Annotated in this window: 15 protein-coding genes and 2 tRNA genes; 7 read left to right on the top strand and 10 right to left on the bottom strand. The window is 61.0% G+C overall.

Features of this window, described 5'->3' with window-relative positions:
* Positions 1–100: 100 nt before the first annotated feature.
* The 4 genes from JOE62_RS08925 to JOE62_RS08910 all read right to left on the bottom strand — a co-directional run bounded on the left by JOE62_RS08925 (position 101) and on the right by JOE62_RS08910 (position 2095).
* Positions 101–394 carry a transcriptional regulator gene (locus tag JOE62_RS08925; RefSeq protein ID WP_204721977.1) on the bottom strand — a complete coding sequence of 98 codons (294 nt, stop codon included), beginning with the start codon at positions 392–394 and terminating at the stop codon, positions 101–103.
* On the bottom strand, positions 381–1043 hold the full coding sequence (locus tag JOE62_RS08920; RefSeq protein ID WP_204721975.1) for a hypothetical protein: 663 nt from the start codon (positions 1041–1043) through the stop codon (positions 381–383). Before JOE62_RS08920 ends, JOE62_RS08925 begins: the two co-directional genes overlap by 14 nt.
* Positions 1044–1300: 257 nt before the next feature.
* Positions 1301–1909, bottom strand: a complete 609-nt coding sequence (locus JOE62_RS08915; protein WP_204721973.1) for a class I SAM-dependent methyltransferase — start codon at positions 1907–1909, stop codon at positions 1301–1303.
* 110 nt (positions 1910–2019) lie between these two features.
* Positions 2020–2095, bottom strand: a tRNA-Val gene (locus JOE62_RS08910).
* A gap of 192 nt (positions 2096–2287) precedes the next feature.
* Between JOE62_RS08910 and JOE62_RS08905 the strand changes: the two genes are divergently transcribed.
* On the top strand, positions 2288–2737 hold the full coding sequence (locus tag JOE62_RS08905; RefSeq protein WP_204721971.1) for a YajG family lipoprotein: 450 nt from the start codon (positions 2288–2290) through the stop codon (positions 2735–2737).
* A 50-nt stretch (positions 2738–2787) separates the two neighbouring features.
* On the opposite strand, the gene JOE62_RS08900 is transcribed toward JOE62_RS08905, so the two are convergent.
* The 3 genes from JOE62_RS08900 to JOE62_RS08890 all read right to left on the bottom strand — a co-directional run bounded on the left by JOE62_RS08900 (position 2788) and on the right by JOE62_RS08890 (position 3847).
* Positions 2788–2863 (bottom strand) — tRNA-Val (locus tag JOE62_RS08900).
* Between the two features lie 115 nt (positions 2864–2978).
* Positions 2979–3431 carry a redoxin domain-containing protein gene (locus JOE62_RS08895; protein WP_204721969.1) on the bottom strand — a complete coding sequence of 151 codons (453 nt, stop codon included), beginning with the start codon at positions 3429–3431 and terminating at the stop codon, positions 2979–2981.
* Positions 3431–3847 (bottom strand): DUF3052 family protein, encoded by a 417-nt coding sequence (locus JOE62_RS08890; protein ID WP_204721967.1) that lies wholly within the window; start codon positions 3845–3847, stop codon positions 3431–3433. The genes JOE62_RS08895 and JOE62_RS08890 overlap by 1 nt, the downstream gene beginning before the upstream one ends.
* Positions 3848–4209: 362 nt before the next feature.
* On the opposite strand from JOE62_RS08890, the gene aceE reads away from it, so the two are divergent.
* The 6 genes from aceE (at position 4210) to JOE62_RS08860 (ending at position 12022) form a co-directional block, all read left to right on the top strand.
* Positions 4210–6954 carry a pyruvate dehydrogenase (acetyl-transferring), homodimeric type gene (gene aceE, locus JOE62_RS08885; RefSeq protein ID WP_204721965.1) on the top strand — a complete coding sequence of 915 codons (2745 nt, stop codon included), beginning with the start codon at positions 4210–4212 and terminating at the stop codon, positions 6952–6954.
* A 153-nt stretch (positions 6955–7107) separates the two neighbouring features.
* Positions 7108–8319, top strand: a complete 1212-nt coding sequence (locus JOE62_RS08880) for a PucR family transcriptional regulator (protein ID WP_204721963.1) — start codon at positions 7108–7110, stop codon at positions 8317–8319.
* 176 nt (positions 8320–8495) lie between these two features.
* The gene (locus JOE62_RS08875) at positions 8496–9419 is read left to right on the top strand and encodes an ACP S-malonyltransferase (RefSeq protein ID WP_128470375.1); all 924 of its coding nucleotides are present in this window, start codon (positions 8496–8498) and stop codon (positions 9417–9419) included.
* A 219-nt stretch (positions 9420–9638) separates the two neighbouring features.
* Positions 9639–9884: an acyl carrier protein gene (locus JOE62_RS08870; protein WP_038991515.1), complete on the top strand. Its 246-nt coding sequence runs from the start codon at positions 9639–9641 to the stop codon at positions 9882–9884.
* Between the two features lie 120 nt (positions 9885–10004).
* Complete coding sequence (fabF, locus tag JOE62_RS08865) at positions 10005–11252, top strand: beta-ketoacyl-ACP synthase II (protein ID WP_204721961.1); 1248 nt, start codon at positions 10005–10007, stop codon at positions 11250–11252.
* A 194-nt stretch (positions 11253–11446) separates the two neighbouring features.
* Complete coding sequence (locus JOE62_RS08860; RefSeq protein ID WP_204721959.1) at positions 11447–12022, top strand: dihydrofolate reductase family protein; 576 nt, start codon at positions 11447–11449, stop codon at positions 12020–12022.
* Positions 12023–12028: 6 nt separating this feature from the next.
* On the opposite strand, the gene JOE62_RS08855 is transcribed toward JOE62_RS08860, so the two are convergent.
* The 3 genes from JOE62_RS08855 to JOE62_RS08845 all read right to left on the bottom strand — a co-directional run bounded on the left by JOE62_RS08855 (position 12029) and on the right by JOE62_RS08845 (position 14356).
* Positions 12029–12415 carry a VOC family protein gene (locus JOE62_RS08855; protein WP_204721957.1) on the bottom strand — a complete coding sequence of 129 codons (387 nt, stop codon included), beginning with the start codon at positions 12413–12415 and terminating at the stop codon, positions 12029–12031.
* Between the two features lie 300 nt (positions 12416–12715).
* Positions 12716–13219, bottom strand: a complete 504-nt coding sequence (locus tag JOE62_RS08850) for a DUF3145 domain-containing protein (protein ID WP_204721955.1) — start codon at positions 13217–13219, stop codon at positions 12716–12718.
* 141 nt (positions 13220–13360) lie between these two features.
* On the bottom strand, positions 13361–14356 hold the full coding sequence (locus tag JOE62_RS08845) for a tyrosine recombinase XerC (protein WP_239543286.1): 996 nt from the start codon (positions 14354–14356) through the stop codon (positions 13361–13363).
* Positions 14357–14375: the final 19 nt, after the last annotated feature.

Here is a 14375-nt window from a genome sequence, read left to right as displayed (position 1 = left end):
CTCACGCGCGGTTCCCATGCCGCCCGGCAACGGAGCTCGTGGTTGCGGCCTTTGGTCACGATCCCCGAGGCATTCCGATAATCGCGGCTCAGGTATACGGTCACACCGAGTTCAGCAAGGAGCGAAGCTGTTCCTTGTAGTCCTCAAAGGCAGTTCGCCCAGCACGCGTCAGAGCGATGTAGGTCACCGGATTCCGCCCTTCCAGGACTTTGTCCACCGCCACGTACCCGGCTTCTTCCAGTTTGCGTAGGTGCGTTGCCAGATTTCCTGATGTCATCGACAGCAGGCCCTGCAGCTTGGGAAACGAGATGCTGTCCCCTGCACCCAAGGTATCCAGAACCGTTACGGTCCTCAGCCGCGCTTGGGCGTGGATGACCGGGTCAAGCTCCTGCATGCCCGCCTCGGATCAACGAACCTGAAACCAGCTCCGGCTTGCTGACGTGTAGCAGGCCCAGCACAATGAAGCCCAAGCCGCCCAGCACTCCAGCCAGGAGATTCAATGGCGCCGGTGCAGCCAGCGACAACAGCGCAATGGCCAGGATCCAGGCTCCGAAAATCAGCTGGGTCCGGTCATTGAAGAGCAGCGAGCCGGCAACCACCAATACGCCGATGACCAGGCACAAGCTGCTGAGAGCAAAAGTGACCATGCCCATGGAGCTCAGCCCTTCGGCATGCAGCCGCCACCCCAGCAGGGCGGTGATGATCATGCCGAGGCTGAAGGTGTTGCCATAAATAGCGCCTTGAACCATCGATGGCCCCTTGGTCCCCGAGCCGCGCTTGGCCGAATGCACTGCTGATATCACGATGGCGATGAGAAATGCGGCAGCCGCGATGCCGATACCAACCGCTGCAGGCAGCAGTGGCGAACCTTGCGGCGCCAACGCGAAGTAGAGGCCGAGGAAGGCAATGATCCATGCGCCACCCCAGATTGAAAACAGCAGATGCTGGTTCGGGCTCATGCCCTCACGGGCTTGCTGTGCGTCCTCCTCGATTCCCTGCAGAATGCGAGCCGGGTCGATTTCCTTGTTATTCCCGCTGTCCATGACGGTCTGCCTCCTCCGGCGTGTGCCGTTTCCGAGACGCAAAGCGATACGTAATGAAAACCACTTTGCCTTGCAAAGTCTACGATAGCCCTGCCACCCACTAGCCGCAAGAGGCGCGTTCTGACCGCGGGACAGAATTAAGTCCCGGGAAATTCCATACAACAGCAGAAGGCACAGGCCAGAGGTAGTTCACGAGGCTTTGCACCATGCAATGAACCGCAAATAATTTTTCCTGCAGCGCGGCTAACTGCTTGCAACTATTTGCGTCCGAGCACGGCCACTAGGAAATCGTCGGCAGGCAAATGGAAGTTCCATGTCGAATAGCGTTGCCGAATTACCAACCCCGCCTCTATGGCATCGGATTCGAAGTCAACGAACTCGTACCCTCGTCCGGAACCGAAGCCGATGATCATGCGTCCGTCCGACGCCAAGTGCTCGCGCAGCTGCTGCAGTGATGGAAGGCGTTCGGACTCGGATAGGAAAGTGACAACATTGCCGGCGGAGACAATCAGATCGAATTCCTGCTTCTCCCCCGCTTCATCAGCAACTGTGAATTCAGCGAGGTTCCCGACCTGCCATTGGGCATTGGGGTACTCCATTCGCGCAACTTCGATGAGGTGCGGGTCGAGGTCGACGCCCACGACGTGGTGTCCTTGCTCGGAAAGCCAGCCGCCGATGCGCCCGGTTCCACATCCGGCATCCAGGATCCTGCTGCCGCGGGCAACCATTGCGTCAACGGCGCGTGCTTCTCCGAAAATATCCTGGCCTTCGGCGGCGAGTGTGCGCCAGCGCTGGGCGAAGTTCTGCGAGTGGTCCGGGTTCTTGCGCACGGTGGCGAGCCAAAGGTTTTCTTCTGGTGCAGTCATGAATCCAGTTTCGCACCTTCAGCGGACTTCGGCGATTCGACGGCCACGTCCAGAAAACGAGAAGAGACCGTTTCAATCACTGTGAAAAGTGATTGAAACGGTCTTCGTTGTGGTGGGCCCTACCGGGATCGAACCGATGACATTCACGGTGTAAACGTGACGCTCTACCAGCTGAGCTAAAGGCCCTCCTGCAATGGGTGAACTCGGAAATTGCTTTCCTTCATCCCTCCGCTGCAACAAGTAATAATCTAATGCATCCCGTACTGACTTGGCAACTTGATATGGACGTTTTGCCAAAAGAGTGCCGAGTGTCACCCGCGAGGCAACCTTTAGAACCATTCTTCCCATTCTGTCGCAGGCACGGGAGAGGATGAATGCATGAACAAGAAATTCGCAATTGCCACCCTTGCCCTAAGCCTGCTCATTTCCGGCTGCGCTTCGAAGCCCATCGGAACCGGTGCGGCACCTCAGTCCCCGTCCGCCGAAAATGTGGTACCAGAACCTGCCGACCTGACCGGGACTTGGACGCAAAGCAACTCCATGAGCGATGACTCATACCAGGAAGCGGTGATCGACAACGACATCATCACCATCAATTGGGTGATGAATAATGGTGATACCAAATCTCTGTACTGGGTTGGCAGCTTCGAGGCACCCGTGAATGCAGCCGAACCCTACACCTGGACCTCCAAGCGCGATAAGAAGGCCACTGAAAACGCCATGATGGTCTCGGGCAACGATACCAAGGAGTTCACCTTCACCGAGAATGAAATATCCTACGAAGCCAGCATCTTGGGCACCACAAGCATCGTCCGACTGGCAAAATAATCTGCCGACAACAAAAATCCTCGATCCGGAACGGATCGAGGATTCTTATTTGGTGGGCCCTACCGGGATCGAACCGATGACATTCACGGTGTAAACGTGACGCTCTACCAGCTGAGCTAAAGGCCCTTACCATGCTCGCTTTTGCAAGCCAACGAGGAATAACTCTACACAGGTATCTGCACACAGGCAAATCGAGGAGCTGATTTTTCCAGTGAACCAGAACACAGTTACCATCGGCAGGCTAAGCGCTGCGCTCCACCGCCGCCTTATAGTCTTCGACACTTCTTGGCTGGGTCATCTCGCTGCGGAAAATATCGCGCACCTCACCGTCGACCAGGTACAGCGACAGCCTCGTTGCGACCCCGCGTTCGTGATCGAAGGCGTCGGCCTGTTGGGCCACTGCCCCGTGTGGCCAGAAGTCGGCCAGCAGCTCGAATTGAAGGTCGAGGGACTGCGCGTAATTGCGCAGGGTGAACTTATGGTCCACTGAAATGGCAACGATGCGCACCTGATGCCGCTCGAAGAATTCGTAGTGCTCTTGGAGTGTCACCAGTTCCGACCCGCATACCCGTGAAAACGCCCAGGGATAAAAGACAACCAGCACCCGGCCTTTGGACAGCCCGGTACTGGTTATCGTTTCGCCGTACTGATTTTCCAGCGAGAAGTCGAACAGGCGTGAACCTGCTTGGATCATTAGTTCTTCTTACGCGGGGCGAGGCGGATTGCGGACCAATCCTCCGAGACACCTTCACTAGTAGTTACGTGCAGGCCGGCCGATGGGGCCTCCTGCTGGATCAGCGATGGCGATACATGTCCCTCGCGGCCCTGCTTCGGAGTGAGCAGCCAAACGACGCCCTTCTCATCCAAGCAGTTCAGCGCGTCCATCAATGCGTCAACAAGGTCTCCATCGCCGTCGCGCCACCAGAAAATGACTGCGTCGACAACGTCATGGTCCTCTTCGGTGAGCAGCTCTGAACCAATCAGGTCCTCGATCGAATCGCGCAGATCGTAATCCACGTCATCGTCATAACCCAGTTCCTGAATAAGGTCTTCATTGGCGAAGCCCAATTTTTTGGCGGGCTCCAAGTTTGCCGATACGGCGTCGCTCACTTCATTCCTCCTGCTGGTGCAAAGCGTTACTACCAACGAAACACGGTTTTGCCTTTCCGTTCAAGCGCTGCAGCGATAACACGCCGAACAAATATAACCCGAATTCCCGTGACCCGCACCATAGTGACACGACCATATTGTAGATAGCCCCCATACACAGTTGCCTAAGTCACTTCAAATATCCGATTTTAGCCCGTTTGCGCTCGAAATCACGACACCAAAGATGAGCTTTTGACACTAGAGTTGCATATGAACCGGCAGTGCACATCATTCCAGTGTTACTGCACCCGTTGTCCCAATACCGGTGCACCGCAGCGCAAAACTGCACAGCGTCGGAGCCGCAATTCAATCAAGGAGCTTCAGTGGCTGTAGAGGAACACATCTCCCAGATCCGTAGCGGGTTGACTTACCAGCTGTCCGATCGGGATCCTGAGGAAACTCAGGAATGGATGGACTCGTTTGACTCCCTCGTAGAAACCCAGGGCACCGAGCGTGCCCAGTTCATTATCCGCTCGCTGCTGCAGCGCGCAGGTGCCAAGTCCGTGGGCGTGCCGCACGTGACCACCACCGACTACGTGAACACCATTCCTGTAGACCAGGAACCAGAATTCCCCGGCGATGAGGCCATCGAGCGCCGCTACCGCGCTTTCATGCGCTGGAATGCCGCCATCATGGTGCACCGCGCGCAGAACCCGAACATCGGCGTTGGCGGACACATCTCCACCTACGCTGGTGCGGCGACCCTGTATGAAGTAGGTTTCAACCACTTCTTCCGTGGCAAGGACCACCCAGGCGGCGGCGACCAGGTCTTCTTCCAGGGCCACGCTTCGCCGGGCATGTACGCCCGCGCCTTCCTCGAAGGCCGACTGTCCGAAGAGGACATGGACGGATTCCGCCAGGAGAAGTCGAAGGAAGGCCACGCGCTTCCTTCCTACCCGCACCCGCGTTCCCTGCCTGACTTCTGGGAATTCCCGACCGTGTCGATGGGCATCGGCCCGGCCAACGCCATCTACCAGGCGCAGCTGAACCGCTACCTGCACAACCGCGGCATCAAGGACACCTCGGACCAGCAGGTCTGGGCCTTCCTCGGCGATGGCGAAATGGACGAGCCGGAGTCGCGCGGCTTCCTGCAGCTGGCCGCCAACGAGAAGTTGGACAACCTGAACTTCGTCATCAACTGCAACCTGCAGCGCCTCGATGGCCCGGTCCGAGGCAACGGCAAGATCATGCAGGAACTGGAAGCCTTCTTCCGCGGTGCAGGCTGGAACGTCATCAAGGTTGCCTGGGGCCGCGAGTGGGATGCCCTGCTCGAAGCAGACAAGACCAACGCCCTGGTTGACATCATGAACCAGACCCCGGATGGCGACTACCAGACCTACAAGGCCGAGTCCGGCGCGTTCGTGCGCGAGCACTTCTTCGGCCAGCGTCCGGAAACCAAGGAATTGGTTGCCGACATGACCGACGACGAGATCTGGAACCTGAAGCGCGGTGGCCACGATTACCACAAGGTCTACGCCGCCTACAAGGCTGCCGTGGAGTTCAAGGGCAAGCCGACCGTCATCCTGGCGAAGACCGTCAAGGGCTACGGCCTGGGTTCGCACTTCGAGGCTCGCAACGCGACCCACCAGATGAAGAAGCTGACCATGGAGGACTTGAAGAAGTTCCGTGATCACCTGCGCATCCCGATCACCGACGAGCAGCTCGAAGCCGACCTGTACACTCCTCCGTACTACCGCCCGGCCGAGGATTCGGCGGAGTACAAGTACATGATGGAGCGTCGCGCGGCCCTGGGCGGTTCGGTGCCGACCCGCCGCCAGGAAACCTCGAAGAAGCTGGCCCTGCCAGGCGAGAAGACCTACGCCATCGCCAAACGCGGCTCGGGCAAGCAGCAGGCGGCCACCACCATGGCCTTCGTGCGCCTGCTCAAGGACCTGATGCGCGACAAGGAATTCGGCCACCGCATCGTGCCGATCGTTCCGGATGAGTCCCGCACCTTCGGCATGGACTCGTTCTTCCCGACCGCGAAGATCTACAACCCGGGTGGCCAGAACTACCTGTCCGTGGACCGCGATCTGGTGCTGGCCTACAAGGAATCCCCGCAGGGCCAGCTGATCCACCCGGGCATCAACGAGGCCGGCGCCGTTGCAGCATTCACCGCTGCGGGCACCAGCTACTCGACTCACGACGAGCCGCTGATCCCGATCTACGTGTTCTACTCGATGTTCGGCTTCCAGCGCACCGGCGACCAGTTCTGGGCTGCCGGGGACCAGATGACCCGTGGCTTCATCATCGGCGCCACCGCCGGCCGCACCACCCTGACCGGTGAGGGCCTGCAGCACGCCGATGGCCACTCGCCGATCCTGGCCTCGACCAACCCATCGGTGATCACCTACGATCCGGCCTACGGCTACGAAATCGGCCACATCATGCGTTCCGGCCTGGAGCGCATGTACGGCGGAACCCACGCCGATCCGAACGTGATGTACTACCTGACCGTGTACAACGAGCCGATCAGCCAGCCAGCTGAGCCGGAGAACGTGGACATCGAGGGCATCATCAAGGGCATCCACCTGCTCAAGGAAGCCACCACCGACGGCCCGCGCGCACAGCTGCTGGCTTCGGGCGTAGCCGTGCCATGGGCGCTGGAAGCGCAGTCCATCCTGGCCGAGGAGTGGGGCGTCTCCGCCGATGTCTGGTCGGTCACCTCGTGGAACGAACTGGCCCGCGACGGCCAGCGCGCCGACGCCGAGGTGCTCGTGGATCCATCGAAGCCGCGCCGCACCCCGTACGTCACCTCGAAGCTGGAGTCCACCCCGGGCCCGGTCATTGCGACCACCGACTACATGCGCGCCGTACCTGAGCAGCTGCGCCCATACGTGCCAGGCGAGTTCCACACCCTGGGCGCTGACGGCTTCGGCTTCTCGGACACCCGTGCGGCAGCGCGCCGCTTCTTCAAGATCGATGCGCACTCGCTGGTCGTGCAGACCTTGCAGTCGCTGGTTGAGCGCGGCGAAATCCCTGCGGACACCGCAGTGAAGGCGCATGCGAAGTACGATCTGAACAACCCGAACGCCGGCCAGTCCGGCAACGCTGGCGGCGACGCCTAGCACCGGTTCGCTGGGGCTGGATCCGCCTCCGGCACCGCACCGATCAGCTGCCCGGCAACGAGGATTCCTCGTTGCAGGGCAGCTGATTCATTTAATCTCGCCTTTACCCCGGGACCCGGGCACGGGAACGGAAAAGAAACTAAGCTGGAAAACATGAGTCCTGAAATGGATGCCGCCGCAGCTCCGAAGAACCGTCCCAGCCGATCCCAGGCACCCAGCAGCGAAACGCTCAAGCGACTCAAGAGCCACATCGGCGTACTGTCCACCGCAGCGCTGAAATACCTGGACCAGCAGCTGCCCTGGTACCGATCGCTGGCGCCCAACGAGCGCGCCGCCCTGGGACTCATCGCCCAGAAGGGCATCTCCACGTTCGTGACCTGGTACGAAGATCCGTCCTCCACCCCTTCCTGGGTGGTCACCGACGTCTTTGGCGCCGCCCCCACGGAGCTGACCCGCTCCATCTCCCTGCAGAAGGCCTTGGGCCTGCTGCGCACCATTGTGGAAGTGGTCGAATCGCAGGTGCCGGACATCGCCGCCGAGCAGGAGCAGGCAGCCCTGCGCGAAGCGGTGCTGCGCTATTCGCGCGAGGTCGCCTTTGCCGCCGCCGATGTCTACGCCCGCGCCGCTGAAACCCGCGGGGCGTGGGACTCGCGCCTGGAGGCGCATGTGGTCGATGCGGTGCTGCACGGCGAAGCCCACGATTCGCTCTCCTCGCGCATTGCCGCCATCGGCTGGAAGTCGCAGAAGAACATCCGCATCTTGGTGGGCACCACCCCCTCGTCCAACCCGGCAACCTTCGTCTCGGCACTGCGCCGCATGGCCATCCGCTACTCGCGCGACTCCCTGGTGGGCGTGCTCGGCGACCGCTCGGTGCTGATGCTCTCGGACACCAAATTCGAGGAAGCCGATCTGAGCCGGCTGACCAGGTTCTTCGGTCCCGGCCCGCTGGTCTACTCCCCTCTGGCCCCGACGGTCAAGGAAATGCACCACGCCGCTGTCGCGGCCGTGGCCGGATTCAGTGCCGCCAAGGCCTGGCCGCAGGCGCCGAATCCGGTCAGCACCGATGACCTGTGGCCAGAGCGCGCCTGCAACGGCGACGAGCTGGCCCGCACGGCGCTGGTGGAGCAGGTCTACCAGCCACTGCAGCAGGCATCCAACGGCCTGGCCGAAACGCTCTCCAGCTACCTGGCCCTCGGCCACTCCCTGGAAGGCACCGCGCGCGAGCTGTTCGTGCACGCGAACACGGTGCGCTACCGGCTCAAGCGGGTCAGCGAGGTCACCGGCTGGGATCCGCTGGTTCCCCGCGATGCCTTCGTGCTGCAAACCGCGTTGCTTTTCGGCCGGCTTCACGAATCGAACTTGTAGGCTTCTGCCAAAGAACACCGGGCAGCCATGACGGATATTTGCGTGTTGATCGCGCATTACCGGGGAATTCAGCTTCCGGATACGCTAGGCTTTTGTGGAGATCCTACAAACAGTCACCTCGAGCTTGGTACTCAAAAGAAGCGCCAAAAGCTCCCAACATTTGGAAAGCTGTAAGAGTGTTAGCAATCGTTTGCCCCGGACAGGGCTCCCAGACCCCAGGTTTCCTCACCGAATGGCTCGACGTCGATGGCGTTGCCGAGCACCTGCAGGCGCTCAGCTCGATCACCGAGCGCGACCTCACCGCTCACGGCACCACCTCCGATGAAGAGACCATCAAAGACACCGCCGTCGCCCAGCCGCTGATCGTCGCCGCTGGCCTGGTCACCGCGCGTGCGCTCTTCGGCGAATCGCTTCCAGCCGGTGCCATCGTTGCCGGTCACTCCGTTGGCGAGATCACCGCTTCGGCATTGGCCGGCGCGCTCGACGAGGCTGACGCCATGAATTTCGTGAAGGTGCGCGCCAACGCCATGGCCGAGGCCGCAGCCGCCACCCCGACCGGCATGGCCGCCGTGCTCGGCGGAGATCCCGAAGAAGTCCTGGCCAAGCTCGACGAGCTGGGACTGACCCCTGCCAATGCCAACGGCGGCGGCCAGACCGTGGCCGCAGGCACCCTGGAGCAGCTCGCTGCCTTGGGCGAGAACCCGCCAGCAAAGGCGCGCGTGATCCCGCTGAAGGTTGCCGGCGCATTCCACACCGCGCACATGCAGCCAGCAGTCGGCACACTGCAGGAACTGGCCGATACCATCACCCCGAAGAACCCTTCGGCAACGCTGCTCTCGAACTTCGATGGCCAGGCCGTAGCCGATGGACAGGCAAATCTCGATTCGCTGGTCGCCCAGGTCTCCCGCCCGGTCCGCTGGGACCTGTGCATGCAGACCCTGGCCGAGGCTGGCGTGACCGGCGTGCTGGAACTGGCACCGGCCGGAACCCTGGTGGGCTTGGCCCGCCGCGGCCTGAAGGGCGTGAAGACCCTGGCCGTGAAGAGCCCCGCGGATTTGGAAGCAGCCAAGGCGTTCATCGCCGAGCACACCGCCAGCTAGGCTGGTGCGCCAATCGAAGATTGTGCTCGCCGGGAACGTCATGTTGCCTGCCCCGAGCCCATCTCTGGCCTAAGCTTTAAACCGACGAAACCTGCCACGCATCGCTGATGCACCAGCAAAGTTTCATTAAGCCGGCTGGAACCGTCTCCTGGAAACAGGATCCAGACCCAGCCACAAAAATGACCGGAGTCCTCCGGCTAAGAAGAAAAGGAGCCATCCATGGCTAGCAACGAAGAAATCCTGGCGGGCCTCGCCGAAATCGTCAACTCCGAGACCGGCCTGGACGAAGCAGACGTGCAGCTGGACAAGTCCTTCACCGAGGACCTGGACATCGACTCGATCTCGATGATGACCATCGTCGTTGAGGCCGAGGAAAAGTTCGAGGTCAAGATCCCTGACGAAGAGGTCAAGAACCTGAAGACCGTCGGCGACGCCGTCAACTTCATCGCTGCGGCACAGGCCTAAGCTTCCAGGCGTTCATCGCCACACCGTTGCGCGGGCAAGCCGCGCACACGGGCCGGTACGTCAAGCCGGCCCCCTGAATTTCCAAGCACAGTTCTAATTCGCACAGTAGAGAGTTTGATGATGGCGCGCAAAGTAGTGATCACCGGTCTCGGAGCCACGACCCCAATCGGCGGCGATGTCCCCACCCTATGGGAAAACGCCCTCAAGGGTGTCTCCGGTGCCGCACCCCTGGCAGATGACTGGGTCAAGGAATACGACCTGCCGGTCACCTTCGCCGCCCGCGCTGCTGTGCAGCCGACCGAGGTGCTCACCCGCCCGGAGACCAAGCGCATGGACCCATCCACCCAGTTCGCTGTAGTCGCGGCCCGCGAGGCCTGGGCCGATTCCGGCTTGGTCAAGGAAGAGATGGACCAGAACAAGCTGGCCGTAGCCTTCGCTACCGGCATCGGCGGTGTCTGGACCCTGCTCAACGCCTGGGACACCCTGCGCGAAAAGGGCCCGCGCCGCGTGCTGCCGATGACCGTGCCGATGCTGATGCCCAATGGCCCGGCAGCTGCCGTGTCGCTGGATCTGGGTGCTGCCGGTGGCGCGCACACCCCGGTGTCGGCGTGCGCTTCGGGTACCGAGGCGATGCACGTAGGCCTGGATCTGATCCGCTCGGGTAAGGCCGATGTGGTCATGGTCGGTGGCGCGGAAGCCGCGATCCATCCGATGCCGCTGGCCGCCTTCGCGTCCATGCACGCGCTCTCCCGCCGCAACGACGATCCAGCCAAGGCTTCGCGCCCCTATGATGTCGACCGCGATGGCTTCGTCATGGGTGAAGGCGCCGGTGCACTGGTGCTGGAGGCCGAAGAGCATGCCATCGCCCGCGGCGCCCGCATCTACGCCGAACTGGCAGGTTCCTCGGTGACCTCCGATGCGCACCACATCACCGCTCCGGATCCGGATGGCCTGGGCGCGACCCGTGCGCTGAAAGCCGCCATGTTCGACGGCCGCATCCAGCCAGAGGACGTCGCTCACGTCAACGCCCACGCAACCTCAACTCCGGTCGGCGACAAGCCGGAATACACTGCGCTGAAGAGCGCCCTGGGCGATCAGCTCGACAACGTCTGGGTTTCGGCGACCAAGTCGCAGATGGGCCACTTGCTGGGTGCCTCGGGCGCTGTGGAGTCCGTGCTGTGCGCACTGGCCGTCTACCACCGCAAGGCCCCGGTGACCATCAACCTGGACAATCAGGATCCGGAGATCCCCTTGAAGGTCGTCACCGGCGAGCCAGCGCAGCTGCCAGCCGAAGGCACCATCGTTGCTCTGAACAACTCGTTCGGCTTCGGCGGCCACAACGCTGTCGTAGCCATCCGCAGCGTCTAATCGCTTCGGCAGCAACACGAACGCACGCCGCTGGGTTGGCTGGAGGAAATCCTTCAGCCAACCCAGCGGCTTTTAACCTGGGAGGAATTGGCGGGCAGCCATTGCTTCGGTCCTGACACGTTGTTTAGACTCAGGTACCGTCTCGAATCGGAGGCACCTGACGGTACTTGGCCTACTGCAAAGGATCCTTTCCCATGCGCACCCTGATTGCCACTTCTTTCGTATCCCTGGATGGCGTCGTCGAGGCGCCGGGCGGTGAACCGGGCTACCGCAATTCAGGCTGGACGGTGGATACGGTCGACTTCGACCCGGCCGCCTATGAGCTGAAGGGCACCGAGCAAGCCGAGGCCAGCGCGATGCTCTTGGGCCGGCACAGCTACGAGTCGTTCTCTGCGGTATGGCCGTCAATGACCGAGGAATTTCCGCAGTACAACGCGATGCCCAAGTTCGTGCTGTCCACGACCTTGCGGGAGAAGGACCTGGCCACGAACTGGGGCGAGAGCACCATCTTGCGTTCGGTAGCCGATGTGGCGCGGCTTCGAGCAGGCGACGGCGGACCAATCAGCATCCACGGTTCCGCGACGATGGTCCACTCCCTGCAGGAGCATCAGCTCATCGACCAATACAACCTGCTGGTCTTCCCGGTCTTGCTCGGTGCCGGCAAGCGCCTGTTCAGCGACACGAGCCTGGATGCGCAGAAGCTGAAGCTCGTCGATTCCCAGGTGTACTCCAACGGGATCCAGAAGAACATATTCAAGGTCCAGCGCTAGAGGATCCTAGCCAGCCACTGGCAGATAGGGCCGGGTAATCAATTCCAGGTAGTGCCCGGAAGGGTCAAGCAGATAGACGCCCCGGCCACCATGTTCGTAATTGATCTGCCCTGCCAGCTGCCGTTGGGGATCTGCCCAATGCTCGATTTCCCGCTTGCAGATCGTGGCGTACGCACGATCGAATTGCTTGTCGTCAAGCAGGTAAGCGTAATGCTGCGGCGGGAAGTCGATCGGTGGTGCGGCGAACTGCAGCAGCACGCCATGAGCCAGGCTGATGTTAGCAAATGGTCCCCAGCCCGGTTCCTCGTGTGCTTCGAGCAGTTCCAGGTAGAACTTCGCCATGCGCTGCGGGTCCAGTGAAGCGATGATGGTGTGGTTGAACTGTGCGGTCATTCTCTCCCTTTCGTGTATCAGATGTGCTGTTCATTGGTTGAATGCATCTGGCACGGGAGGTCCGCGAATCAGGGAACGACCAGATAGCCGTTCCGGGAGTGGCCTGCAACGGCCTGGCTGGTCTTCATCGCCACCGAGCTTAGCACTGGCAAGCGACGCGACGCCACAATCACAGTTCTAATGGCAAGAAGTGGGATCCCCGGCATGGGATCCCACTTCTTTGTTGGTAACAACCCCGCACCAACGGGGTCATTTCTGGGTGACCAATGAAAAGTCACCCAGAGACTAATTAACCAGTCGTTATACCACCTGGTTGAGCCATCGTACAGGCGCATCTTCGCCCGCGTGGCGGAAGGGTTCAAGTTCTTCATCCCAGGGCTCGCCAAGGGCGATGGACATTTCCTGGTAGAACACCGACGGGTTGCCATCGCCTTTTTCATATGCCCAGCGGATGCGCTCTTCGCTGACCATGACATTGCCAGCGCAATCGACAGTGGCGTGGAAGATACCTAGGTCAGGGGTGACGGACCAGCGGCTTCCATCAGCCCCAGGGCTCGGGTCTTCGGTGATTTCGAATCGAAGGTGCTGCCAGCCGTGCATTTCGCTGGTCAGCAATGCGCCGGTACCTTGGGTGCCAACCCACTCAATTTCGGCGCGGCAAAATCCGGGTGCGGCGTGCTGTTCGGTCCACTCCATCTTCACTGGAGTGCCGAGCACGGACCCGATTGCCCATTCCAGATGTGGGCATAGCGCTGCAGGGGCGGAATGAATATAAATCACGCCTCTGGTCATCGGTGCAGACATGCCATCCTCCGTTGCGGTGTTGATCGTCTTCCCCTACGTCAACATCGTTCCGGTGCCATCGCTGCCGATACTTCCATTTTGCCTGATGATGAGGCCTTTCGCCACCCGGAAAGCCCATTTTCGCGGATTCATGCCAAATAGTCAGGCTCGCGGATGGGCTTGGCGATAGCTTTGCCTCAATCGATCGACTGAAACATGCGTATACAGCTGGGTCGTTGCCAGTGAAGCATGCCCGAGGAACTCCTGGACGGCGCGCAAATCTGCGCCCCCATCGAGCAGATGGGTGGCCACGGTGTGCCGTAACGCGTGCGGACCGCTAGCAGCGGTATCCCCCAGCGATTCCAGCGCCTTGGAAATAACCTCTCGGGCTTGGCGAACGTTCAAGCGCGCACCGCGCACGCCGACGAGCAATGCCCCCTGGGCCTCCTGCCGGGCCAGGACCTTGCGATGCGAGCGGATCCACGCGATGATCACGCGCTCTGCAGGCTTTCCGAAGGGAACAACCCGTTCCTTGTTTCCCTTGCCAAGAACCTTCAGGGTACGTCGTTCGAAGTCGATGTCGTCCACGTCCAGGGCCACGAGCTCGCTGATGCGCAATCCGGATGCGTATAGCAGCTCCGCGATGACCTTGTCGCGTGCCACCACAGCCTGGCTCTTGGCATCTGGCCCTGATTCCGCTGCGCTTTCGCTATCGACTGCGCCAGCAGGCGCCTCAGTTTTTCCGGAGAGCAGGCGATCGATCTGGCTTGGCTGCAAAACGTGCGGAAGCCGCCGCTCCTTCTTGGGCGCGGCCAGCCGCAATGCGGGGTCGGTGTCGATCAATTGGTGCTTCAATGCCCATGCGAAGAAGTTCTTCACCGCGGAGATCCGCCGGGCCAGGGTAGTGCGGGACACCTGCGCTTCGTGAAGCTGGGCCAACCAATCGCGGAGCATGTCGACCGTAATCTGCTTGAGGCTCGGATCCTGGGCGTGGTGCTGCAGGTACTGGCCAAGGTTGCGCAAGTCCACGTCGTAGGCTCGCAGAGTATTAGCGCTTCGGCCGCGTTCGCGTTGCAGGTATTCCAGGTAATCCGCAACCGGCTCGGCGAACTTTGCCGACAGAGCAGTGCTGGTGTGCGTCGTTTGTTCTTGCTTCATCACTATTGAGAATACCCCC

Origin of the sequence: Glutamicibacter nicotianae (genome assembly GCF_016907615.1) — a bacterium.
Lineage (GTDB): Bacteria > Actinomycetota > Actinomycetes > Actinomycetales > Micrococcaceae > Glutamicibacter > Glutamicibacter nicotianae.
The sequence above is the reverse complement of the archived record's forward strand: the minus strand, read 5'-3'. Positions and strand labels throughout refer to the sequence as shown.